Here is a 23,568-nt window from a genome sequence, read left to right on the forward strand (position 1 = left end):
CACCCTCCGCATCCGCCTCGCCCGGGCGTCGCGGAATCGCGTTTCAACAACGATGAGCCGCGGTCCCATGGCCCCGGCGAAGCCGTGACAGATCCATGGAATTACTGGAAGGGCGGAGCGTTGTAAAGGGGGGTAATGGGTCAAACCTCGGCGCTATGCTGAAATGACTCGCGCGCCCAGCGCACATCACACCCTTCCGTAGCGTTGCGGACTGCGATCGTGCAATCCGGGCGCTCTCGAACAGTTGCAGAAGGGCTTCACAGTGTCGGAATTGCAGTGGGATGAGATCGACCGACGCGCGGTGGACACCGCACGTCTTCTGGCTGCGGATGCCGTGGAGAAGGTCGGCAACGGCCACCCCGGCACCGCGATGAGCCTGGCTCCGGCCGCGTATCTCCTCTACCAGCGGGTCCTGCGTCACGACCCGACCGACACCGACTGGCTGGGCCGCGACCGCTTCATCCTCTCGGTCGGACACTCCTCCCTCACCCAGTACGTGCAGCTCTACCTGGGCGGCTTCGGCCTCGAGCTCGACGATCTCAAGGCGCTGCGCACCTGGGGCTCGCTCACCCCCGGCCACCCCGAGTACGGCCACACCAAGGGCGTCGAGATCACCACCGGCCCGCTCGGCCAGGGACTCGCCTCCGCAGTGGGCTTCGCCTACGCCGCTCGCTACGAACGCGGTCTCTTCGACCCCGAGGCCGAGGCGGGCACCAGCCCGTTCGACCACTTCGTCTATGTCATCGCCGGTGACGGCGACCTCCAGGAGGGCGTCACCAGCGAGGCTTCGTCGCTCGCGGGCCACCAGGAGCTCGGCAACCTCATCGCGATCTACGACTCGAACCAGATCTCGATCGAGGACGACACGAACGTCGCTTTCACCGAGGACGTCGCGAAGCGCTACGAGGCCTATGGCTGGCAGGTCCAGACCGTCGACTGGAAGAAGACGGGCGAGTACGTCGAAGACGTCTCGGAGCTCTACGCCGCCATCGAGGCCGCGAAGGGCGAGACCTCGAAGCCGTCGCTGATCATCCTCAAGACGATCATCGGCTGGCCGTCGCCCGGCAAGCAGAACTCCGGAAAGATCCACGGATCCGCTCTGGGTGGCGACGAACTCGCCGCGACCAAGAAGGTCCTCGGATTCGACGCCGACGAGCACTTCGCCGTCGCCGACGACGTCATCTCCCGCACCCGCGGCCTCGCGGAGCGCGCCGCCGAGAGCCGGGCAGCGTGGCAGCAGTCGTTCGATGCCTGGGCCGCAGCCAACCCCGAGCGCAAGGCGCTTCTCGACCGCCTCGAGGCCAAGGAGCTGCCGGCTGACATCGCCTCTGCCCTTCCGGTCTTCGAGAGCGGCAAGGACGTCTCGACCCGTGCAGCCTCAGGGCAGGTCATCAACGCTCTCGCCGCCGAGCTCCCCGAGCTCTGGGGCGGCTCGGCCGACCTCGCCGAGTCGAACCTCACCACGATCAAGGACTCGAAGTCCTTCATCCCGGCCGAGTGGTCGACCCACGAGTGGTCGGGTGACCCTTACGGACGCGTGCTGCACTTCGGCATCCGCGAGCACGCCATGGGCGCGATCGTCAACGGGATCGTGCTGCACGGACCGACGCGTGCGTTCGGCGGCACGTTCCTCATCTTCAGCGACTACATGCGCCCGCCCGTGCGTCTGGCCGCGCTGATGAACGTCCCCAGCATCTTCGTCTGGACTCACGACTCGGTCGCTCTCGGCGAAGACGGGCCCACGCACCAGCCGATCGAGCAGATCGCGACGCTGCGCGCCATCCCGAACTTCACCCTGGTGCGCCCCGCCGACGCCAACGAGACCTCGGCCGCCTGGCTCGAGATCCTGCGCCGTCACGAGGGCCCGGCCGGCATCGCGCTGACCCGTCAGAACATCCCGGTGTTCGAGCGCGGCCAGGGCACAGCCGAAGGCGACGTCTTCGCGTCGACCGACGGTGTCTCGAAGGGCGCGTACGTGCTCGCCGAGGCTCCGAACGGCACCCCCGACGTGATCATCATCGCGACCGGCTCCGAGGTGCAGCTGGCGGTCGATGCCCGCGCAGCTCTGGCCGAGGAGGGCGTCAACGTACGCGTCGTCTCCGCTCCCTCGCTGGAGTGGTTCGACGAGCAGGACGAGGCATACCGCGAGTCGGTCCTGCCGAAGGCCGTCACGGCCCGCGTCTCGGTCGAGGCCGGTTCCGTCCTCAGCTGGCGCGGCATCGTGGGCGACCGCGGCCGTTCGGTCGGCATCGACCACTTCGGCGCCTCCGCCGACTACAAAACACTGTTCCAGAAGTTCGGCATCACCACCGAGGCCGTCATCGCGGCCGCACGCGAGACCATCAAGGAGAACGCATGAGCACCCCCACCGCAGACCTCGCAGCAGCCGGTGTCAGCATCTGGCTCGACGACCTGTCACGCACCCGCATCTCCTCCGGCAACCTCGCGGAGCTGATCGAGACCCGCAACGTCGTCGGCGTCACGACCAACCCGACGATCTTCGCGAACGCGATCACCGACAAGAACAACACGTCGTACGACGCTCAGGTCACCGAGCTCGCCGCATCCGGCGCGACGGCTGAAGAGGCCGTCTTCGCCGCGACCACGCAGGACGTCGCCGCCGCGCTCGACATCTTCCGCCCCGTGTGGGAGAAGTCGGGCCACGTCGACGGCCGCGTCTCGATCGAGGTCTCCCCCGACCTCGCGCACGACACCGAGGGCACGGTCGAGCAGGCGAAGAAGCTGTGGGCCAAGGTCGACCGTCCGAACCTGCTCGTGAAGATCCCCGCGACGAAGGCGGGTCTGCCCGCCATCACCGAGGCGATCGCGTCGGGCATCAGCGTCAACGTCACCCTGATCTTCAGCCTCGAGCGCTACGCCGAGGTCATCGACGCGTACCTGACCGGGCTCGAGCGGGCGCACAGCGCCGACTTCGATCTGTCGAGCATCCACTCGGTCGCCTCGTTCTTCGTGTCTCGTGTCGACACCGAGACCGACAAGCGTCTCTCGGCGATCGGCACCGACGAGGCCGAAGCGCTCAAGAGCAAGGCCGGACTCGCGAACGCGCGCCTCGCCTACGAGCTCTTCGAGCAGAAGTTCGCCGAGAAGCGAGCTCAGGACCTCATCAAGCTCGGTGCGAACGCACAGCGTCCGCTGTGGGCATCGACCGGTGTCAAGGACCCGGCACTGCCCGACACCCTGTATGTCACGGAGCTCGTCGCGAAGGACGTCGTCAACACGATGCCCGAGAAGACGCTCGAAGCGACCTTCGACCACGGCGTCGTCGCGGGTGACACCATCACAGGCGGCTACGAAGAGGCCCGCGCGGTGTTCGCCGGCCTGGCCGACCTCGGGATCGACTTCACCGATGTCACGCAGGTGCTCGAGGACGAGGGCGTCGCCAAGTTCATCGACTCCTGGCACGACCTGCTGACGCAGGTGGCCGAGGGCCTCGAGGCGCAGCGATGACCTTTGCGATCCACGCCTCTGGCGCGGCTCGGGTCGCGATCGACGAGACGGTTCCCGCTCTCGTCCACGATCTCATCGCCTCGCGTGTGACCGGCGGCGACGCGGCTCTGTGGGGCCCGGCAGCCGAGTCCGAGGCGTCGATCCGCCTGGGCTGGGTCGAGGCCGTGTCGGTCTCGCGCCCTCTGGTCGCCGAGATCGTCGCCCTGCGCGCCGATCTGCAGGCGAAGGGCGTGACGCGCATCGTTCTCGCGGGCATGGGCGGCTCCTCGCTCGCCCCCGAGGTGATCGCCCAGACCGCCGGTGTCCCGCTGACGATCCTCGACTCGACCGCACCCAGCCAGGTGCTCGCCGCGCTCGATGAGGGCCTGCAGAGCACCGCCCTCGTGGTGTCGTCGAAGTCGGGCTCGACCGTCGAGACAGACTCGCAGCGTCGCACGTTCGAGGCCGCCTTCCGCGACGTCGGAATCGATCCTCTCGAGCGCATCATCGTGGTCACCGACCCGGGCTCGCCGCTCGACGTCTCCGCTCGCGAAGCCGGCTATCGCGTGTTCAACGCCGACCCCCACGTCGGCGGACGCTACTCGGCGCTCACCGCGTTCGGACTCGTGCCGACCGGTCTCGCTGGCGCCGACATCGATGAGCTCCTCGATGAGGCAGAGGCCTCGCTCCTCGAGGTCGCGATCGATTCGGCCGACAACCCCGCGCTGCGCCTCGCCGCGGCGATCTCCGCCACGGTGCCGCGTCGTGACAAGCTCGGCCTGATCACCGACGGCACGCACATCAACGGCCTGCCCGACTGGATCGAGCAGCTCATCGCGGAGTCCACCGGCAAAGACGGGACCGGCATCCTGCCCGTCGTGCTGCTGCCTGTGTCGCCCGAGCTCGACTCGCAGCCGTCCGACCTGCAGATCGTGCGGCTCGTCGACGACGCGAACGAGTTCCACCTGCGCGAGAAGCACGAGGGCGAGATCCTCGTCAGCGGTTCGCTGGGTGCGCAGCTGATCGTGTGGGAGTACGCCACGGCGATCGCCGGATATCTGCTCGGGATCAATCCCTTCGATCAGCCGGATGTCGAGTCGGCGAAGGTCGCGGCTCGCGGTCTGCTCGACGCGCGTCCCGCGCCGACCGCTCCCGCCTTCGTAGAGAACGGCGTCGAGGTGCGTGTGTCCGACCCCGCTCTTGCGGCGTCGGGAACCGTCGAAGGCGTGCTTGACGCCCTGTGGGCGGCGCTGCCTGCCGATGGCTACGTGTCGATCCAGGCATACGTCAACCGGCTCGACGTCCCGCAGCTGCAGGGGCTCCGCGAGCTCGTCGCCGCCGACTCCGGTCGACCGACCACCTTCGGCTGGGGTCCTCGCTTCCTGCACTCCACCGGTCAGTATCACAAGGGCGGTCCCGCTCAGGGCGTGTTCCTGCAGATCCTGGAGCGCACCGACGTCGATCTCGAGATCCCCGAGCGTCCGTTCACCTTCGGTCAGCTCATCGAGGCTCAGGCGGCCGGCGACGCCGGCGTTCTGGCCGAGCACGGCCGCCCGGTCGTCTCCCTGACGATCACCGACTCGTCGGCCGACGTCCTCACCCTCTTCGAAGCCGCACAGAAGTAACAGCCAGGAGAATCCCCCACCGATGTCTGTTCCCATCTCGCGCGGGCACAACCCGCTGCGTGACCCCGATGATCGCCGTCTCAACCGGATCGCGGGGCCCAGCGCCCTCGTGATCTTCGGTGTGACCGGAGACCTGTCACGCAAGAAGCTCATGCCCGCCGTCTACGACCTCGCCAACCGCGGGCTCCTGCCTCCCGGATTCGCTCTCGTCGGCTTCGCCCGTCGCGATTGGGAGGACCAGGACTTCGCCCAGGTCGTCTACGACGCGGTCAAGCAGCACGCTCGCACGCCGTTCCGCGAGGAGACCTGGGCGCAGCTGCTCCAGGGCATCCGCTTCGTCTCGGGTGAGTTCGACAACCCCGAGTCGTTCCGCAAGCTCCGAGAGACCGTCGACCAGCTCGACGTCGAGCGCGGCACGATGGGCAACCATGCGTTCTACCTGTCGATCCCGCCGAAGGACTTCCCTCTCGTCGCGAAGCAGCTCAAGGACTCGGGTCTCGTGGGCGCGAACGACGATGACGACGAGCGCTGGCGCCGCGTCGTGATCGAGAAGCCCTTCGGTCACGACCTCGAGTCGGCGCGCGAGCTCAACGCCGCCCTCGAGGTGGCGTTCTCTGCCGACTCGATCTTCCGCATCGATCACTACCTCGGCAAGGAGACGGTCCAGAACATCCTGGCGCTGCGCTTCGCCAACGAGCTGTACGAGCCGATCTGGAACCGCAACTACGTCGACCACGTGCAGATCACGATGGCCGAGGACATCGGCGTCGGCGGCCGTGCGGGATACTACGACGGCGTCGGCGCCGCGCGCGATGTCATTCAGAACCACCTCCTGCAGCTGCTCGCGCTCACCGCCATGGAAGAGCCGATCAGCTTGTCGGCCGAGCATCTTCGCGCCGAGAAGGAGAAGGTGCTCGCCGCGGTTCACGTTCCCGAAGACCTCTCGGTCGCCACCGCCCGCGGGCAGTACGCGGGCGGGTGGCAGGGTGGCGAGAAGGTCACCGGCTTCCTCGACGAGGACGGGATGAACCCGGAATCCGCCACGGAGACGTACGCCGCCATCAAGCTCGAGATCGACACCCGCCGCTGGTCGGGCGTGCCGTTCTACCTGCGCACCGGAAAGCGCCTCGGACGGCGTGTGACCGAGGTCGCCGTCGTGTTCAAGAAGGCACCGGAGCACCTCTTCGGTCGCTCGAACACGTCGGAGCTCGGCCAGAACGCTCTCGTGATCCGCGTTCAGCCCGATGAGGGCGTCACGATCCGCTTCGGCTCCAAGGTGCCGGGCAACGGGACCAACGTGCGCGACGTCACCATGGACTTCGGCTACGGTCACGCGTTCACCGAAGCGAGCCCCGAGGCGTACGAGCGTCTGATCCTCGACGTCCTCCTGGGCGACCCGCCGCTGTTCCCGCGGCATGAAGAGGTCGAGCTCTCCTGGAAGATCCTCGACCCCGTGGAGAAGTACTGGGCAGCCGAGGGCGGCCCGGTCGACCAGTACGCATCCGGTTCGTGGGGTCCGGCATCCGCCGACGACCTCCTTGCCCGTGACGGACGAGTGTGGAGACGCCCATGATCATCGACCTTCCCGACACGACCGTCAGCCAGGTCGCCAAGCAGCTCGTCAAGGTGCGTGAAGAAGGCGGAGCGGTCGCGCTCGGCCGTGTGCTCACGCTCATCATCTCCGCCCGCAACGGCGTCGCTGAGGCCGCGATCGACGCGGCCAATGATGCATCGCGCGAGCATCCCATGCGTGTCATCGTGCTCACCACGGGCGACGGCGAATCACGACTCGACGCGCAGATCCGCGTCGGTGGCGACGCCGGAGCCTCCGAGGTGGTCGTTCTCCGCGCTTACGGGGACGCCGCGAGCAACGAAGAGAGCCTGGTCACCGGCCTGCTCCTGCCGGACGCGCCCGTCGTCGCCTGGTGGCCCGAAGAGGCACCGACCTCGCCGGCCGCGTCTCCGCTCGGCAAGATCGCGCAGCGACGCATCACGGATGCCGCGACGGCACCCGATGTCCGCGATCGCCTGGCTCAGCTCGGGAAGACGCATGCTCCGGGAGACACCGACCTCGCCTGGACGCGTCTCACGCACTGGCGCGAGCAGCTCGCCGCGGTGCTCGATCAGCCCCCGTTCGAAGAGGTGACTGCTGTGGAGGTTCGCGGCGGCTCTGCTTCTCCGTCCACGGCTCTGCTCGCCGCTTGGCTGCAGATGGCCCTCGACATTCCCGTCAAATGGTCGTACGAAGACCCGGAGCGCTGGCAGGAGGGCATCAAGTCTGTGCGGCTGCACCGCTCGTCCGGTGACATCCTGCTCGAGCGCCCCACGCCCGGGGTCGCGGTTCTGACGCAGCCGGATCAGCCCGATCACGACCTGCACCTCCCCCGCCGCACCCTGCGAGAGTGCCTTGCCGAGGAGCTGCGTCGCCTCGACCCTGACGTCCTGTACGGTCGAGTGATCACTGAGGGCTGGGAGAAGCTGGGTCCGCCCGAGACAGGAGAATGATGTCGACGCAGACAGCATCCGCTGAGAAGCGAGTCGTGGTCGAGCCGACGCCCGCAGCACTCGCCGCGAGCGTGGCCGACCGATTCCTGACCCGGCTTCGCGCCCGCACGCGCAACGGCCGCATCGCGCATATCGCCCTCACGGGCGGTTCCATGGGCGCCGCGGTCCTGCGCGCGACGCGTGACGACCCTCGGTCGGCTCAGATCGACTGGTCACTGGTGCACTTCTGGTGGGGTGACGAGCGCTTCGTCGCCCGCGACGACGCCGACCGCAACGCCGTGCAGTCGCGGGAGGCCCTCCTCGACCACATCCCGGTTCCGACCGAGAACGTGCACGAGGTCGCAGCCGCAGGCGAGGGGGTCACTCTCGACGAGGCCGCCGCGGCCTACGCCGCGGAGCTCGCGCGCTACGGCACCGAGGAGCACCCGTGGCCGTCGTTCGCCGTCTGCTTCCTCGGCGTGGGGCCTGACGGGCACATCGCCTCCCTGTTCCCCGATCGCCCCGAAGTCACGGTGACGGATGCCGCCGCACTCGCGGTGCGGGACTCCCCCAAGCCGCCGCCTGAGCGAGTCACGCTGACGCGCCCGGTGCTCAACGCCTCGAAGCGTGTCTGGCTCGTGCTCACCGGCGCAGACAAGGCGTCGGCGCTCGGCCTCGCCCTTGCCGGCGCCAGCTACACGAACGTGCCGGCGGCCGGCGCCAAGGGCCGCAAGCGCACGGTGTTCTTCGTCGACGAGGCCGCCGCCTCAGAGGTCTCGCCCGACCTCATCGATCCGGCGTACTGAGCCGGGTCGGCGTCGGTCGGGCTCAGGCCTCTTTCGCCTCGCCACCCGTGGCGTCGTCGCTTCCGCGGGTGATACCGAGATCCTGGCTGTCGCTGAGCACCTGAGGGTGGTAGCGAGCCAATCCGACGACGCCCCATACCGCGATCGCGCCGGCGATGGCGAAGATCACGAGGACCCACGGCGGTGCGGCGGCCGCCTCGCCGAGCACGACCATGCCGATGAGCACGGCGATCAGCGGATCGACGACGGTGAGACCCGCGATGACGAGATCCGGGGGACCCGAGCTGTAGGCCGTCTGAACGAAGTAGGCGCCGACGGCCGCCGCGGCGATCAGGGCGATCACGCAGACGATGGTGATCCAGTCGAAGTTGCCCGCCTGAACACGCTTGATGACGACCTTCGCGAGCGTCGCGACGAAGCCGTAGAGGATTCCCGCGCCGACGATGTAGAAGAGCGCACGCATGCGGTGACGGAGCACGAGCCAACATGCACCGAGGATGATGATCACGACGAGCAGGATCGCCAGGATCGTGAAGAGCTCAGTGTCGGTGACCTCCTTCTCGGTGGCGAAGATCGCCGCGAAGAAGACGAAGAGGAAGATTCCTCCGACGCAGCAGACGATCGCCGTGATCGACTGCTTGGTGGGTGAGTGCCCGGAGATGCGGGCATTGAGCAGCGTCGTCATGACGAGCGCGATCGCGCCGAGCGGCTGAACGACGATCAGCGGCGCGACGGTCAGGGCCGCGAGTTGACACACGATGGCCAAGCCGAGCATCAACGTGCCGACGAGCCACGACGGCCGCGTCAGCAGCCCGCGCACCTGAGCCATCGACAGACCGGACGCCCCGTCCGCACCGCTCAGCCGCTCCATCTTCTCGACGCCGCGGTGCTGATACTGAGCACCGAGCGACATGAAGACCGCTCCCGCGAGTGCGAGGGGGATGCCGAGGAGCAGTCCCGGGTTCTGGAACGCGCCTACCAGCTGGTCGGTGACGTCTTCCGCCCCAGCCGTCCATACGGAGATGCTCACCCTACGACCCTACCCGGCGATATGCGCCGAGTAGGGTTATGGCGTGGCTGTTCTTCCTATTCGCATCATGGGCGATCCCGTCCTGCACTCCCCCGCATCCGTCGTCGAAGAGATCACCGACGACATCCGCACCCTCGTCTCCGACATGTTCGAGACGATGGACATCGCGCCCGGCGTCGGTCTCGCCGCGCCTCAGGTCGGCGTGCCCCTGCGTATCTACACGTACGCCTACGTCGACGACGACGACCAGCCATGGCGCGGGGTCATCATCAACCCCGAGCTCTGGATGGTGCCGCTGGAGCCGGGCGAGCCTGACGACGAGCTCGAATCCGAAGGATGCCTCTCCTTCCCCGGCGAGCGGTTCCCGCTGCGTCGCTCCGAGCGGGTGCGCGTCACGGGCACCGACATCGACGGTTCTCCTGTCGAGATCTCCGTCGATGGATGGCGTGCACGCATCATGCAGCACGAATTCGACCACCTCGACGGCATCCTCTACATCGACCGCCTCTCGGACGGAGACTGGAAGACGGTGCAGAAGATCGCCAAGAAACGCGGATGGGGCAAGCCCGGCGCCAGCTGGATGCCCGGCATCGACGATCTGGAAGGCTGACCTTACCTCTCAGCCCAGTCAAAGGCTTCTCGGAGTTGCATCACAGACTCCGAGCCGGATAGCGTGCTTGAGGCGGGATATCGATATACCCGCGCACCAAGAGGCTCTGGAGGGGACGAAATGATGAAGATGCGCACGCGACGCGCACTGGCGCTGGCAGGTTCTGCTGTGGCGCTGTCGGTCGCACTGACCGGCTGTAGCGCGCTGAACGGCATTCTGGGGGGCGGATCGGGCGATGCCGACCGCGACGAGGACACCGGACAGGTCACCGAGAGTTCGAACATCGACATCTTCGCGCTGAAGCTCGGCGACTGCAAGATGGCTAGTGCGACCGGGCTGATCGAGGACGCCGATGTCGTGCCGTGCGACCAGCCGCACGACGAAGAGGTTTACTACGAGATCACGATGGACGACGGTGAGTTCTCCGAGGAGAACATCGACGCCGCCTCGCAGGAGTGCATCGGCGACGCCTACACGACCTTCGTCGGCATCGCGTTCAACGACTCCGTGCTCGAGGTCTACCCGATCACGCCCACCCAGCAGACGTGGGACGAGCTGAACGACCGCGTCGTGCAGTGCGTCATCTCTGACCCCGCCGGTCAGACCACCGGCTCGCTCAAGGGCGCTGCACGCTGATCCGGCGTCGTTTCACAGCACGAGGCCCCGTCAGTCGACGGGGCCTCGTTCGCGTTGTCGGTGCTGTCTTCGCCTTGGTCGAGGAAGATGACCCGAGAACTGACGAGCGAAAGGGAAAAGCCCCTCCGAAGAGGGGCTTTTCATTGGCTCCCCGGCTTGGACTCGAACCAAGAACCTGCCGGTTAACAGCCGGCTGCTCTGCCAATTGAGCTACCGAGGAATGTGCTCCGCTGCGCGGGCAACTCGTCAATCCTAGCAAACTCCAGAGCGTGGTCGTGACACGGGCCGAAGGTCGGGCGTGTCGGCCACAGCTCCGTCAGTGGCCCGAATCCGCCTCGGCATTCGGGGCCCACAGCAGGTCCTTGCCTACGCCGCGGGCGACCACATGACCGCCGCGCAGCATGAGCGTCTCTGCGTTCAGCTCGCGGATGAAGTCGGCGTCGTTCGTGACCAGCAGCGCACCCATCCCCTGCTCCTTGCGACGCCGCGTGATGGCATCGAACACCACGGGTCGCACTTCGAGGTCGAGGTTGGCGAGGATCTCATCAGCGATGAGAACCCGGGGCTCGAGCACGAACGATCTGGCGATCGCGACGCGTTGGCGCATCCCGGCGCTGAGCTCGTAGGGGAACTTCGCGGCTGTTCCGAGCGGCAGGTGCAGCTCGTCGAGAAGCGTCGCGACCCGGATGGACAGGGCCTTGGTGTTGACCCGCTTCTCGCGGATCAGGATCGGCTCGGCGATGACCTCGTTGACCGTGAGCTGGGGAGGAAGATCGGCGCCGGCCCCCTGCGGCACGAAACCGGTGCGGTAGGTGAGCACGCGATGCTTGCGTCCCGGCCTGCGGATGTCGACTCCGCAGACCTGCGCGCTGCCGCCCACGACCCGGACGGACGGATCGGTCGAACCAGCCAGGGCGGCGACCAGAGTGGACTTGCCCGAGCCGGTCGGGCCGGCGACGCAGATGAGCTCGCCAGGCGCGAGCGAGAAGCTGACCCCGTCGATGGCGCGGGTCGGGCCGCTGTGCCCGATGCGGTCGATCACCAGATCTGAGGTGTCGATCGCATTGGTCGATTCGGGCCGAGAGAACATTCTTCCATCCTGCCCTGCCGCGCCTGACAGCCGCCGTTACGACTCGGCGAACCGCTGACGCTCGACGTCGATGTCACGAAGGCGCATGCGCAGAGCACGCCCGCCGTCGGAGTCCGCCGGCACCCGCTGCACGGCTCCGAGGAGCTCCTGCTTCTCGTGTTCCAGAATGCGCATGATGAGCCGTTTGGCGAGGTCGGTCGTCGAGGCGACGGCGCCCTCTTCGTTGCGCGCCGGGAACGGGGTCATCAGCAGTTCGCCCGCGAGCGATCGGTAGGGTTCTCGCACCGAGTTGACGGTATCCGTCACCCACCCGGCGCGGGTCCGATCAGGTGCCGATGCGACGGCCTCGCGCACGGCGTCCAGTCCAGGTGTCCGGAACGGCGCGCTGAGGGCCCGCGTGAGCAGCGCCTGATCGATCTGATGTCCGTACTGAAGCGCCCCCATCAGAGCGTCTCGCTCGACTGCCGCATCCGCAGTACGCGGCAGGCTCGCAAGGGTGACCGGGGCCACGCCTGGCGTGCCGGTCGCGGAGTCGCTCGCACTCTCGTGCCTGGTCGACTCGTGTCTCGACGACTGCGATCCCCCGCGCGCCGCACGCTCGACCTCGTTGCGCACCTCTGTGGGGTCCATGCCCAGCCGCCGAGCCAGCACGCGCTCGTAGCCGGGTCGCAGCAGCCGATCACGGATCTCGGCCACGATCGGCGCTGCCGCGCGAAGGGCGCCGACGCGGCCTTCGACCGTCGAGAGATCGAAGCCGCTCAGCTTCCTGTCGATCGCGAACTCGAACATCGGCTGCTTCGTCTCCATCAGGGAGCGCACGGCGGCATCGCCGCGCTGCAGCCTGAGGTCGCACGGGTCGAGCCCGTCGGGCGCCACCGCGACGAACGTCTGCGCGTTGAAACGATCGTCTTCGGTGAAGGCACGGAGAGCCGCCTTCTGGCCTGCCTCGTCGCCATCGAACGTGAAAACGACTTCTCCCGAGGCGTTGTCGTCGCCCATGACGCGACGCAGCACCTTGATGTGGTCGGTTCCGAACGCGGTGCCGCACGTCGCGATCGCGGTCGTGAGCCCCGCGAGGTGACAGGCCATGACATCGGTGTATCCCTCGACGACCACGACCCGACGGGGGTCACCGCGCGAGATGTCGCGTTTGGCGAGATCGAGACCGTAGAGCACCTGGGCCTTCTTGTAGATCGGGGTCTCGGGGGTGTTCAGGTACTTCGGGCCCTGATCGTCGTCGAACAGCTTGCGCGCGCCGAACCCGATGGTCTGACCCGACACGTCGCGGATCGGCCAGACGAGACGGCCGCGAAAGCGGTCGTAGACGCCGCGCTGCCCCGTCGACACCAGGCCGGCGGCACTCAGCTCGTCGCGGGTGAACCCCTGCGCGGTGAGAGCCTTCAGCATCTTGTCCCAGCCGCGCGGAGCGAAGCCGACACCGAAATGCGCGGCAGCGCCGGCGTCGAATCCCCGCTCACCGAGAAAACGGCGTCCTGCCTCGGCGTCGGCGGTGAGCAGCTGCGCCCGGAAGTACTCCGCTGCCGCGGTGTTGGCGGCATAGAGGCGGCTGCGCCCGCTCGTCTCCGGAGCGGAGCCGCCGTCTTCGTAATGCAGGGAATATCCGATGCGGCCGGCGAGACGCTCGACGGCCTCGGTGAAGCTGACGTGGTCCATCTCGCGCAGGAACGAGTAGACGTCGCCCGACTCGCCGCATCCGAAACAGTGGTAGTAGCCGACCTGAGGCCGCACGTGAAAGCTCGGGCTCTTCTCGTCGTGGAACGGGCACAGCCCCTTGAGCGACCCGACGCCTGCAGATTTGAGGGCGACGCGCTCTCCGACGATGTCGGCGATGTTGATGCGGGCCTTGACCTCGTCGACGTCGGCCTGACGGATGCGGGGCATCAGCCTGCCCCTTCGACGACCGCCTGCCGCGGCGTGTGCTCCCGTGCACCCGGTCGCGCGTGACGGGGTGTCCAGATGCCGACCTCTGCGGGATCGATCTCGCCGACCAGCCTGTTGTGCCAGTCGATCGCGCTCTGATCCGTGAGACTCGCGATCTGGTCGACGATCACCCGTGCGCGCTCGGCATCCGTCGTCGCGGCGACGAAGTCGGCCGAGAAGGCAGGCTCGAGCACATCCGCTCCTGCCGACCAGAGCGTATCGGTCGACCACAGCGCATCGGCGAGCCTCTTCAGCACGCGGCGCTGCTCTTTGTAGACGCCCTTACGCGCCTCTATGGTGACGATCGCCTGCCCCATGATGCCCTTGAGAACGGCGATCTCCGCCTCGATGACGCGCGGCACGACGACGTGCGCGTTGTAGCGCACGAGCGCAGGGCCGGCATACGCCTCGCGCGTGGCCGAGACGGCCGCGCGCGCGAACCGACCGATGAAGTCGCTCGTGAGGTTCTTGAGCCGGGCGAGATCTCGACGCGACCGGTCGAAGGACTGCAGCCACATCGGCTGCGATGCCAGCCGGTAGAGCGCGTCGGCGAGCTCATCGCGGGTGAAGTCGTAGCCCACCCACTGTTGGATGCGATCGATCAGCGCCTCGTGCGCCTGCGGATCGGCGAGCTGGGAGACATCGACGTAGCCGTTGAGGATCGCATCCTCGAAGTCGTGCACGGAGTAGCCGATGTCGTCGGAGAGATCCATGATCTCGGCTTCGATGCAGCGTCGACGCCCGGGAACACCGTCGCGCATCCAGCGGAACACCGCTTCGTCTTCGGGATACACGCCGAATTTGAGGCGCCCACCGGGGTCAGGCACCGGGCTGTCGACGGTCCACGGGTACTTGCACGTCGCGTCGAGGCTCGCCCTGGTGAGGTTGAGCCCGACCGACTGCCCGTTGTCATCGATGGCCTTGGCCTCGAGCCTCGTCAGGATGCGCAGCGACTGCGCGTTGCCCTCGAAGCCGCCGATCGGCTCGGCCCACTCGTTGAGCGCGCGCTCGCCGTTGTGCCCGAACGGAGGGTGACCGAGGTCGTGACTGAGGCAGGCGGTGTCGACGACATCGGCAGAGACCCCGAGCGCGGTCGCGAGTTCGCGTCCGACCTGAGCGACCTCGAGTGAGTGTGTCAGACGGTTGCGGGCGAAGTCCGCCGTGCTCGCGGGGCTGAGCACCTGCGTCTTGGCAGCCAGGCGCCGAAGCGCCGCGGAGTGCAGCACCCGCGCACGGTCGCGGGCGAAGTCGTCGCGTTCGGATCGATGGGTCTCGGCGAAGAATCGCTCGGCGTCGCGCGGGTCGTATCCGTCCGAGCGACCGCGCGCCGGGTATGCCTGAGGATCAGCCGCCACTGTTCTCGATCTCCGCCCCTCGCATCATCTCGGACGCCGACGCCGCGAGCTCCCGCGACTCCAACCATTTGTCCGGCAGCGCCGGACGCTTCGGGCGTCCGGACCGCCCGCGCTGGCCCTCGGCATCCGCCCCGGGGTATGGCGCCGTGTGATCGAGCTGGCCGAGCAGGTCGTCGATCTCCGCCAGGCTGGATGCCGTCGCGAGGCCGGTGCGGATGTCGCCGCCCACGGGGTATCCCTTGAAGTACCAGGCGACGTGCTTCCGGACGTCCCGGCACCCGCGGTCCTCGTCTTCGAAGAACTCGACGAGCAGCTCGGCGTGCCGACGGAAGGCGTCGGCCACGAAGCCGAGGGTCGCATCGACCGGGTGGGATTCGGCGCCGAACGCCGCAGCGAGCTCGCCGAACAGCCACGGGCGACCGAGACATCCGCGTCCGACGACCACGCCGTCGCAATCGGTCTGCTCCATCATGCGCACGGCGTCTTCGGCCGACCAGATGTCGCCGTTGCCGAGAACCGGGACGCTCGTCACGGCCTGCTTGAGCTCGCCGATCGCGTTCCAGTCGGCGAAGCCGGAGTAGAACTCGCTCGCTGTGCGCGCGTGCAGGGCGATGGCCGAGACACCCGCGTCTTCGGCCGCGCGACCCGCATCGAGGAAGGTGAGGTGATCGGGGTCGATACCCTTGCGCATCTTGATCGTCAGCGGCACGTCTCCGGCGGCCTTGACGGCCTGCGTGACGATCTGCGAGAAGAGCGAGCTCTTCCAGGGCAGGGCTGCTCCCCCGCCCTTGCGGGTGACCTTGGGCACCGGGCAGCCGAAGTTCAGATCGATGTGGTCCGCGTGGTCCTCGGCGACGATGATCCGGACTGCCTCGGAGATGGTGTGCGGATCGACGCCGTAGAGCTGGATCGACCGAGGGGTCTCGGACTCGTGGTGGCGGATAAGTCGCATCGTCGTCTCGTTGCGCTCGACCAGCGCGCGGGACGTGATCATCTCGCTCACATAGAGCCCAGCGCCGTACTCACGGCAGAGACGTCGGAAAGCAGTGTTCGTGATACCCGCCATGGGTGCGAGCACGACCGGTACGTCGAGAGCGATCGGACCGATGTCGAGGGTGCGAGCGGAGGCGGTGGCGAGAGTCATATCCCTTCCATTCTCCCAGACACGGAGCCGGTATCGGCGCATCGACCTAAGCTGTGAATATGACCGATCCCGCAGTGCGCTCCATCCCCTTCACCGACGCCGACGGCAACGAGAAGACGATCGACGATCTCGGCGCCGATGTCGTGCTCGTGGTCAACGTCGCGTCCAAGTGCGGACTCACTCCGCAGTACGAGCAGCTCGAAGAACTGCAGCGTCTCTACGGCGACCGCGGGTTCAGCGTCGTCGGATTCCCCTGCAACCAGTTCTTCGGGCAGGAGCCCGGCTCCGTCGAGGACATCAAGGAGTTCTGCTCCACGACCTACGGCGTGACGTTCCCCATCAACGACAAGGTGAAGGTCAACGGCAGGAACGCCACCGAGCTCTACAAGACGCTGAAGGAGACGCCGGATGCCGGCGGCAAGGCCGGCCGCGTCGAGTGGAACTTCGAGAAGTTCCTCGTGCTCCCCGACGGAGAAGTCGTCCGGTTCCGCCCGAAGCAGAAGCCGAACGATCCCGAGATCGTCGGCGCGATCGAAGCCGCGCTGACGCGCTAGACGACCGCGGCGTCACTCGCGATCTGGACGGCAGCGGGACGTGGATCACGAGCAGGAACTCTCCGGTGGCAACGCGAGCGGCCCTGTCGTCAGAGTCGGCGATACGGTCCGCAAGATCTGGACCGCGGCGACGCCCGGCGTCCATGCGTTGATGGTGCACGTGCGCGAGCGCGGCGTCGATGTTCCTTCGCCCCTCGGCCGGGACGCCGCCGCACGCCAGATCATCGAGTACGTGCCAGGACGCCTCGCAATAGATGCGCCCCCGCTGACCTGCGACGAACTGCGCAGAGTCGGGGCGATGATCCGAGCGATCCATGACGCGAGCGCGGACTTCTCGCATCCGGCCGACATCAGGTGGGAGACGGCGATCGCTGCTCCCGGTGCGGATCTCGTGTGCCACAACGACCTCGCGCCCTGGAACCTCGTCGTCGGAGACCGGTGGGTCTTCATCGACTGGGATGCCGCAGCACCGAGCACTCGTCTCTGGGATCTCGCATATGCGGCGCAGAGCTTCACACTCTCCGCCGATGCGTCACCCGGGCTGGCGGCGACGCGCCTGCGGGCGTTCGTGGACGGCTACGGTGCAGACCTCAACCTCCGCAGAGGGCTTCCTTCTGCGATGCATCGGCGGGCCGCAGCGATGCTCGATCTGCTCACCACCGCTCACCAGCAGCGCCGCGAGCCGTGGGCATCCATGTTCGCGGATGGCCACGGCACGCATTGGGCCGCTGTCGTCGACTACGTGGGCGCGCACCGAGCCGTCTGGCTCGATGCGCTGACCCGCTAGACGGCTGTTGCAGCCTCAGGCTCGGCTTCGGCCTCGCCGCGCTTGGCCCAGAGGTCACGCAGGACGTTCTCGAATGCTGCGGGCGGCTGCGCTCCGCTGATGCCGTACTGACCGTCGATCACGAAGAACGGCACGCCCTGGATTCCGTAGGCCTGAGCCTGTGCCTGATCCTGGCGGACGTCGGCGAGGTGACGGGCGGAGACGAGGGCCTCACGTGTGTCATCGGGGTTGAGCCCCACCTCGACGGCGAGCTCGACGAGGTCGTCGATGCGGCCGACGTGCTTGCCCTCGGTGAAATACGCCGACATGAGACGCTCTTCCATCTCATGCTGCACACCCTGGGCCTTCGCGAAGTGCAGCAGTTCGTGCGCCTTCACCGTGTTGGTGTGCTGCAGCAGGTCGAAGCGGTACGCGAGACCGGCGTTCTCTGCGACGCCGGTGACGTGCGAGAGCATCTGCTCGACCTGGTCACGCGGCATCCCCTTGTGACCGGCGAGGAAGTCGATCTCATCTCCGTCGAAGTCGACCGGGGTGTCGGGCGAGAGCTCGAACGAGTGGAAGGTGATGTTCACCTGCGGGGCGTCGTCGTCGCCGGAGACGGCTTCGAGACCCTTCTCGAGGTTGCGCTTGCCGATGTAGCACCACGGGCAGGCGATGTCGGACCAGATGTCAATCGAGATGGCTTCACTCACACTGACATCCAACCGTATGCACCTATGGGCTATTCCGTCGTTAGGATTCTCAGATGCTCTCCGCCGATGATCCTCTGCCGCTCCGGCCAGAGAGAGTGCTGATCGCGGGTGTCACAGGATCGGGCAAGACGACGCTCGCACGGCGCATCGCCGGCCTCTGGGATCTGCGTCACGTCGAGATCGACGGACTCTTCCACGGTGAGAACTGGACTCCACGGCCGTCTTTCCTCGACGATGTGCGCGCCTTCGCTGCGGAGGACCGCTGGGTCACCGAGTGGCAGTACACGAGCAAGGGCACCGACGAGATCCTCGCTCCTCGTGCGCAGCTCGTGATCTGGCTGGACTACGCGTATCCCCTCGTGCGTAGACGTCTCCTGCTCCGCACGCTGAAGCGGCGACTGCTGCGCACGCGGCTCTGGAACAGCAACGTCGAACCGGCGCTGTGGGAACGCGAGGGATGGACCGGCGAGAACGACATCCTGCGTTGGCAGAAGAACACGCGCACCAAATGGATGGAGCGCATGCCTCACATCGAGGCATCCCATCCGCATCTGCAAGTGGTTCGCTTCGATCACCCTCGCACTCTCGAGACCTGGCTCGGGCGCGTCGATCGGGCCCTGGCATCGTGACGTCTCGGATGCTCACGGCAGACGATCCGCTTCCGTTCCGCCCGCAGCGAGTCCTCATCGCCGGCGTGACCGGATCGGGAAAGACCACCCTCGCGGGCCGACTCGCCATGCTCTGGAGCCTTGAACACCACGAGATCGACGCGCTGTTCCACGGCGAGAAGTGGACGCCGCGGCCGTCCTTTCTCGACGACGTGCGCGCCTTCGCTTCCGAAGACCGCTGGGTCACCGAGTGGCAGTACACGAGCAAGGGCACCGACGAGATCATGACTCCGCGTGCGCAGCTCGTGGTCTGGCTGGACTACCCCTGGCCGATCGTTCGAGCGCGTCTCCTGCGACGGACTGTGAGCCGCAGCATCCTGCGCACGGAGATGTACAACGGAAACGTGGAGAAGCCGATCTGGCAGGTGCTCTCGACCCGGGACCCTGCGCGGAACATCTTGGCTTGGCAGACGAAGACCCGCAGATTCTGGACCGCCCAGATGCCCCTGAAACGAGAGCGCTTCCCCCACCTCATCATCGTGAGGCTGCGCCACCCGCGAGAGACGGAACGGTGGCTGCGTTGTCAGGCGGGGGCGTCGGGTGTGTCGATCGCCCCGCCGAAGCGTCGGTCGCGCGACAGGTAGACCTCGATGGCACGCCACAGCTCCTCGCGGGAGAAGTCGGGCCAGAGCGTGTCGAGGAAGACCATCTCCGCGTACGCGGCCTGCCACAGGAGGAAGTTCGAGGTGCGCTGCTCGCCGGAGCTGCGCAGGAACAGATCGACGTCCGGCATGTCAGGCACATAGAGGTTGCGACGGATCATCTTCTCGGAGATCGCGTTCGGCTTCACCCGACCAGCGGCGACGTCGGCGGCGATCGAGCGCATCGCGTCGACCAGCTCGATCCGACCGCCGTAGTTCACGCACATGGTGAGGGTGAGGACGTCGTTGTTCGCGGTCAACTGCTCCGCGTACTGCAGCTCCTTGATGACGCTGCCCCAGAGCCGCGGCTTGCGGCCCGCCCACCGGACTCTGACGCCCCACTCGTTGAGCTGATCGCGACGGCGATGCAGAACGTCGCGGTTGTACCCCATCAAGAAGCGCACCTCGTCAGGAGAGCGCGCCCAGTTCTCGGTCGAGAACGCATAGACGGAGAGGTGCTTGACCCCCGCTTGGATCGCACCGGCGACCACATCGAGGAGCACCTCCTCCCCCGCCTTGTGCCCTTCGATGCGGTTGAGGCCGCGACGGTTCGCCCACCGGCCGTTGCCGTCCATGACGATCGCGACGTGCTCCGGCACGGCCCGGAAGCTCGGAGGATACGCACCGGTCCAGTCGAGCGGGCGATAGGCCACGGCATCCTTGTGGGTGTAGGGCTTGGGGCTCACCGTGCTCCTTCTCGGGGGATGTCTGCCACCAGGTGCTCGAGCGAGCGGATGCCGCGCTCCAGGTGCCATTGGGCATAGGCGGCGACAAGGCCGGATGCCGCAGCGTTGTCGGCTTGCGGAGCAGCGTCGATCGCCTCCCACTCGCCGGCCATGAGCGACCGCAGCAGCGACAGCGTCTTCTCCGCGACCTTCGGACTGCCCGCCGGCGCGCAGTTCGGGCACACGGCGCCACCGAGCTGACCGACGAAATGCGCATGCGGCCCGCGAGTGGCGCATCGCGCGCAGTCGTCGAGCGACGGTGCCCACCCGGAGAGCGCCATCACGCGCAGCAGATAGGAGTCCAGGATGCTGCGGGGCGAATGCTCTCCGCGAGACAGCGCACGCAGTCCACCCACCAACAGCAGATACTGATCAGGCGTCGCCTCGGAGTCGCTGAGCCGATCGGCCGTCTCGACCATCGCGTTGGCAGAGGTGAAGCGGTCGTAGTGCGCCGCGATGTCGGATCCGTAAGAGCCGAGCGACTCCGCCTGCTGCACGATGTCGAGTGTGCGCCCCTGGTAGAGCTGCACATCGGCGACCATGAAGGGCTCGAGACGAGACCCGAACTTCGACGAGGTGCGACGGACGCCCTTGGCGACGGCTCGGATCTTGCCGTGCCGTCGCGACAGCATCGTGACGATGCGATCGGCCTCACCCAGCTTGTGGGTGCGCAGGATCACCGCTTCGTCTCGGTAAGTGGGCACCGTTCGATTATCCTCCGTGCAGGAGAATAGAGGCGTGACCGAACCGCTCTTCATCATTCCGCTCTGGGCGGACCTGCTCGGCGTCGGACTCGGCGGCGTGCAGGGCGCGATGTTCGCCTCGGGATTCCAAGGACAGCGACGCCTCGACTGGCTGGGCGTCGCGATCATCGGAATCATGATCGGCATGGGCGGCGGTCTCATCCGCGACATCCTGCTCGGACAGACCCCGGCGACGTTGCAGAACCAGTGGTATCTGGTGACCGCCGGTGGTGCGGCGCTGCTCGGCATGCTCCTTGCCGGGCTCTTCACCAGGCTGAACACGGCGATCGTCGTGCTCGATGCTGTCGTGATCGGGATGTTCGGCGCCTTCGGAACGAGCAAAGCGCTCGCGTTCGGCATCCCCGAAGTCCCGGCCGTCTTCATCGGCGTCTGCGCGGCCGTCGGCGGCAGCGTGCTCCGCGACATGCTGATGGGTCTGCCGACCGCCATCATGCATGTCGGCTCGCTCTACGCGGTCGCGGCCGGTGCGGGGTGCGCGTTCATCGTCATCGCGGTGGCACTGGGCATGCCCATCACCGTCGCGGCCGTCATCGGCATCGCGGTGACGAGCGTGATCCGCATCCTCGCCGTCACCTTCGACGTCTCGCTCCCCGAACAGCGCCGGATCTACCGCCGCAAGGTCGCAGCCGAGACGGGCGTGATCCCCATCATCAAGCCCAGCGCCGAGTGATCCGGTCACTTCAGCGTCATCCTGGACGACGAACGCCCCCTCGCTCGATGACCGAGGGGGCGTTCTCGTCGAAGGTCAGACTGCCGCGAGCTCCAGCTGGCGCGTGCGGATCGAGCGGTTGACGCCCGAGACGATCGCCTTGAGCGATGCGGTCGAGATGTCGCCGTCGATGCCGACGCCCCACAGACGCTGGTCTCCGACCTGCAGTTCGACGTAGGCCGCGGCCTGCGCGTCGCCGCCGGCGCTGAGAGCGTGCTCGACGTAGTCGTAGAGCGTGATGTCGAAGCCCTGACCGCGCAGGACCTCGATGAACGCCGCGATCGGCCCGTTGCCGTTGCCCGCGACGGCAACCTGCTGGTCATCATCGCGCAGCGTCACATCGAGCACCACGTCGCCCGACATGTCGCTGCGGGTCTGCGTCGAGAGCAGCTCGAACCGGCCCCACTTGGCCTCGGTGTCGGCGGCGGGCAGGTACTCGTCGTTGAAGATCGACCAGATCTGCTCGCTCGTGACCTCGCCGCCCTCCGCATCGGTCTTGGTCTGCACGACCCCCGAGAACTCGATCTGCAGCTTGCGCGGCAGGTCGATCGCGTGATCTGCCTTCAGCAGGTACGCGACGCCGCCCTTGCCCGACTGCGAGTTGACGCGGATCACCGCTTCGTACGAACGACCGAGATCCTTCGGATCGACCGGCAGGTAGGGAACGGCCCACTCGATGTCATCGACGGTGACGCCCTCGGCCTCGGCTCGGGCGGCCATCGCCTCGAAGCCCTTCTTGATCGCATCCTGGTGCGAGCCGCTGAACGCGGTGAAGACGAGGTCGCCGGCCCACGGGCTCCGCTCCGGAACCGGCAGCTGGTTGCAGTACTCGACCGTGCGCTTGACCTGGTCGATGTCGCTGAAGTCGATCTGCGGGTCGATGCCCTGCGTGAAGAGGTTGATGCCCAGCGCCACGATGTCGACGTTGCCCGTGCGCTCGCCGTTGCCGAACAGGCAGCCCTCGATGCGGTCGGCGCCGGCCATGTACCCGAGCTCGGCCGCGGCGATCGCCGTGCCGCGGTCGTTGTGCGGGTGCAGCGACAGGATGACGTTCTCGCGGTGAGCGAGGTTGCGGCTCATCCACTCGATCGAGTCGGCGTAGACGTTCGGCGAGGCCATCTCGACGGTCGCAGGCAGGTTGATGATCACCTTGCGGTCGGGCGTCGGCTCGAAGACCTCGATCACCTGGTTGCAGACATCGACGGCGAACTCGAGCTCGGTGCCCGTGTAACTCTCGGGCGAGTACTCGTAATAGACCTTCGTGTCGGGGATCGTCTTCTCGTACTGACGGCACAGGCGTGCGCCCTCGAGGGCGATGTCGATGATGCCCTGCTTGTCGGTGCGGAACACGACCTCGCGCTGCAGAACGCTCGTCGAGTTGTACAGGTGCACGATCGCCTGCTTGGCCCCGGCGATCGACTCGTAGGTGCGGGCGATCAGGTGCTCACGCGCCTGCGTCAGCACCTGGATCGTGACGTCGTCGGGGATCAGGTTCTCTTCGATGAGCTGACGGACGAAGTCGAAGTCGGTCTGGCTTGCCGACGGGAACCCGACTTCGATCTCCTTGTATCCCATGCTGACGAGCAGCTCGAACATCACGCGCTTGCGCTCCGGCGACATCGGATCGATGAGAGCCTGGTTGCCGTCGCGGAGGTCGACGGCGCACCAGCGCGGGGCTTCGGTGATGCGGGCGTCGGGCCAGGTGCGGTCAGGCAGGTTGACCGCGATCTGCTCGTGGTACGGCCGATACTTGTGGATCGGCATCGCAGACGGGCGCTGAGTGTTCTGCATGATGGGGCTTCTTCTCTTCGTCAGAATTGTGAACGGGCCAACACAAGCGCCGCGACGAGGAAGGCCCTA

Annotated in this window: 22 protein-coding genes and 1 tRNA gene; 13 read left to right on the top strand and 10 right to left on the bottom strand. The window is 67.1% G+C overall.

Annotation, left to right across the window (positions count from 1 at the left end; genetic code table 11):
- Positions 1-262 precede the first annotated feature (262 nt).
- From tkt to pgl, 6 genes are read left to right on the top strand one after another with little or no spacing between them, the layout of a single operon-like run.
- On the top strand, positions 263-2,359 hold the full coding sequence (tkt, locus tag ACZ0AA_RS05415; RefSeq protein WP_400859944.1) for a transketolase: 2,097 nt from the start codon (positions 263-265) through the stop codon (positions 2,357-2,359).
- The gene (tal, locus tag ACZ0AA_RS05420) at positions 2,356-3,468 is read left to right on the top strand and encodes a transaldolase (protein ID WP_400859942.1); all 1,113 of its coding nucleotides are present in this window, start codon (positions 2,356-2,358) and stop codon (positions 3,466-3,468) included. The genes tkt and tal overlap by 4 nt, the downstream gene beginning before the upstream one ends.
- Positions 3,465-5,072, top strand: coding sequence for a glucose-6-phosphate isomerase (locus ACZ0AA_RS05425; protein ID WP_400859941.1), 1,608 nt, complete (start codon positions 3,465-3,467; stop codon positions 5,070-5,072). The genes tal and ACZ0AA_RS05425 overlap by 4 nt, the downstream gene beginning before the upstream one ends.
- Before the next feature lie 22 nt (positions 5,073-5,094).
- On the top strand, positions 5,095-6,645 hold the full coding sequence (zwf, locus tag ACZ0AA_RS05430; protein ID WP_463512344.1) for a glucose-6-phosphate dehydrogenase: 1,551 nt from the start codon (positions 5,095-5,097) through the stop codon (positions 6,643-6,645).
- Positions 6,642-7,577: a glucose-6-phosphate dehydrogenase assembly protein OpcA gene (locus tag ACZ0AA_RS05435; RefSeq protein WP_400859937.1), complete on the top strand. Its 936-nt coding sequence runs from the start codon at positions 6,642-6,644 to the stop codon at positions 7,575-7,577. The genes zwf and ACZ0AA_RS05435 overlap by 4 nt, the downstream gene beginning before the upstream one ends.
- Positions 7,577-8,362: a 6-phosphogluconolactonase gene (pgl, locus tag ACZ0AA_RS05440; RefSeq protein ID WP_400859935.1), complete on the top strand. Its 786-nt coding sequence runs from the start codon at positions 7,577-7,579 to the stop codon at positions 8,360-8,362. Before ACZ0AA_RS05435 ends, pgl begins: the two co-directional genes overlap by 1 nt.
- A 22-nt stretch (positions 8,363-8,384) precedes the next feature.
- Here the strand turns inward: pgl and ACZ0AA_RS05445 are convergent, their stop codons facing one another.
- A complete protein-coding gene (locus tag ACZ0AA_RS05445) occupies positions 8,385-9,386 on the bottom strand; it encodes a DMT family transporter (protein WP_400864549.1) in 1,002 nt (333 codons plus the stop codon).
- Positions 9,387-9,435: 49 nt separating this feature from the next.
- On the opposite strand from ACZ0AA_RS05445, the gene def reads away from it, so the two are divergent.
- Positions 9,436-10,002: a peptide deformylase gene (gene def / locus ACZ0AA_RS05450; RefSeq protein WP_463512345.1), complete on the top strand. Its 567-nt coding sequence runs from the start codon at positions 9,436-9,438 to the stop codon at positions 10,000-10,002.
- Positions 10,003-10,131: 129 nt separating this feature from the next.
- Positions 10,132-10,638 (top strand): septum formation family protein, encoded by a 507-nt coding sequence (locus tag ACZ0AA_RS05455; RefSeq protein ID WP_400859931.1) that lies wholly within the window; start codon positions 10,132-10,134, stop codon positions 10,636-10,638.
- 144 nt (positions 10,639-10,782) lie between these two features.
- Here ACZ0AA_RS05455 and ACZ0AA_RS05460 read toward each other — a convergent pair.
- From ACZ0AA_RS05460 to dusB, 5 genes are all read right to left on the bottom strand, one after another.
- Positions 10,783-10,858 (bottom strand) — tRNA-Asn (locus ACZ0AA_RS05460).
- A 96-nt stretch (positions 10,859-10,954) separates the two neighbouring features.
- Positions 10,955-11,728: an ATP-binding cassette domain-containing protein gene (locus ACZ0AA_RS05465; RefSeq protein WP_463512346.1), complete on the bottom strand. Its 774-nt coding sequence runs from the start codon at positions 11,726-11,728 to the stop codon at positions 10,955-10,957.
- Positions 11,729-11,764: 36 nt separating this feature from the next.
- The gene (gene dnaG / locus ACZ0AA_RS05470; RefSeq protein ID WP_463512347.1) at positions 11,765-13,630 is read right to left on the bottom strand and encodes a DNA primase; all 1,866 of its coding nucleotides are present in this window, start codon (positions 13,628-13,630) and stop codon (positions 11,765-11,767) included.
- Complete coding sequence (locus ACZ0AA_RS05475) at positions 13,630-15,024, bottom strand: deoxyguanosinetriphosphate triphosphohydrolase (RefSeq protein ID WP_463512348.1); 1,395 nt, start codon at positions 15,022-15,024, stop codon at positions 13,630-13,632. The genes dnaG and ACZ0AA_RS05475 overlap by 1 nt, the downstream gene beginning before the upstream one ends.
- On the bottom strand, positions 15,014-16,168 hold the full coding sequence (gene dusB / locus ACZ0AA_RS05480; RefSeq protein ID WP_463512349.1) for a tRNA dihydrouridine synthase DusB: 1,155 nt from the start codon (positions 16,166-16,168) through the stop codon (positions 15,014-15,016). Before dusB ends, ACZ0AA_RS05475 begins: the two co-directional genes overlap by 11 nt.
- 59 nt (positions 16,169-16,227) lie before the next feature.
- On the opposite strand from dusB, the gene ACZ0AA_RS05485 reads away from it, so the two are divergent.
- Positions 16,228-16,722: a glutathione peroxidase gene (locus ACZ0AA_RS05485; RefSeq protein WP_463512350.1), complete on the top strand. Its 495-nt coding sequence runs from the start codon at positions 16,228-16,230 to the stop codon at positions 16,720-16,722.
- A gap of 40 nt (positions 16,723-16,762) precedes the next feature.
- Positions 16,763-17,509 carry a phosphotransferase gene (locus ACZ0AA_RS05490; RefSeq protein ID WP_463512351.1) on the top strand — a complete coding sequence of 249 codons (747 nt, stop codon included), beginning with the start codon at positions 16,763-16,765 and terminating at the stop codon, positions 17,507-17,509.
- Here ACZ0AA_RS05490 and ACZ0AA_RS05495 read toward each other — a convergent pair.
- Positions 17,506-18,201 (bottom strand): DsbA family oxidoreductase, encoded by a 696-nt coding sequence (locus ACZ0AA_RS05495; protein ID WP_400859921.1) that lies wholly within the window; start codon positions 18,199-18,201, stop codon positions 17,506-17,508. The two genes, ACZ0AA_RS05490 and ACZ0AA_RS05495, sit on opposite strands and share 4 nt — an antisense overlap.
- Before the next feature lie 53 nt (positions 18,202-18,254).
- Here ACZ0AA_RS05495 and ACZ0AA_RS05500 point away from each other — a divergent pair, with 53 nt between their 5' ends.
- Positions 18,255-18,830, top strand: a complete 576-nt coding sequence (locus tag ACZ0AA_RS05500; RefSeq protein WP_463512352.1) for a P-loop NTPase family protein — start codon at positions 18,255-18,257, stop codon at positions 18,828-18,830.
- An 8-nt stretch (positions 18,831-18,838) separates the two neighbouring features.
- Positions 18,839-19,453, top strand: a complete 615-nt coding sequence (locus tag ACZ0AA_RS05505; protein ID WP_463512353.1) for a P-loop NTPase family protein — start codon at positions 18,839-18,841, stop codon at positions 19,451-19,453.
- Here the strand turns inward: ACZ0AA_RS05505 and ACZ0AA_RS05510 are convergent.
- The gene (locus ACZ0AA_RS05510; protein WP_463512354.1) at positions 19,393-20,196 is read right to left on the bottom strand and encodes an isoprenyl transferase; all 804 of its coding nucleotides are present in this window, start codon (positions 20,194-20,196) and stop codon (positions 19,393-19,395) included. The genes ACZ0AA_RS05505 and ACZ0AA_RS05510 overlap by 61 nt on opposite strands.
- Positions 20,193-20,939, bottom strand: coding sequence for a DNA repair protein RecO (gene recO, locus ACZ0AA_RS05515; protein ID WP_463512355.1), 747 nt, complete (start codon positions 20,937-20,939; stop codon positions 20,193-20,195). The genes ACZ0AA_RS05510 and recO overlap by 4 nt, the downstream gene beginning before the upstream one ends.
- Positions 20,940-20,973: 34 nt before the next feature.
- Here recO and ACZ0AA_RS05520 point away from each other — a divergent pair, with 34 nt between their 5' ends.
- A complete protein-coding gene (locus ACZ0AA_RS05520; RefSeq protein ID WP_400859912.1) occupies positions 20,974-21,669 on the top strand; it encodes a trimeric intracellular cation channel family protein in 696 nt (231 codons plus the stop codon).
- A gap of 75 nt (positions 21,670-21,744) precedes the next feature.
- Here ACZ0AA_RS05520 and leuA read toward each other — a convergent pair whose 3' ends face one another.
- Positions 21,745-23,499 (bottom strand): 2-isopropylmalate synthase, encoded by a 1,755-nt coding sequence (gene leuA, locus ACZ0AA_RS05525; protein WP_400859910.1) that lies wholly within the window; start codon positions 23,497-23,499, stop codon positions 21,745-21,747.
- Positions 23,500-23,568: the final 69 nt, after the last annotated feature.

The sequence above is a fragment of the Microbacterium sp. AC035 genome (assembly GCF_979258485.1).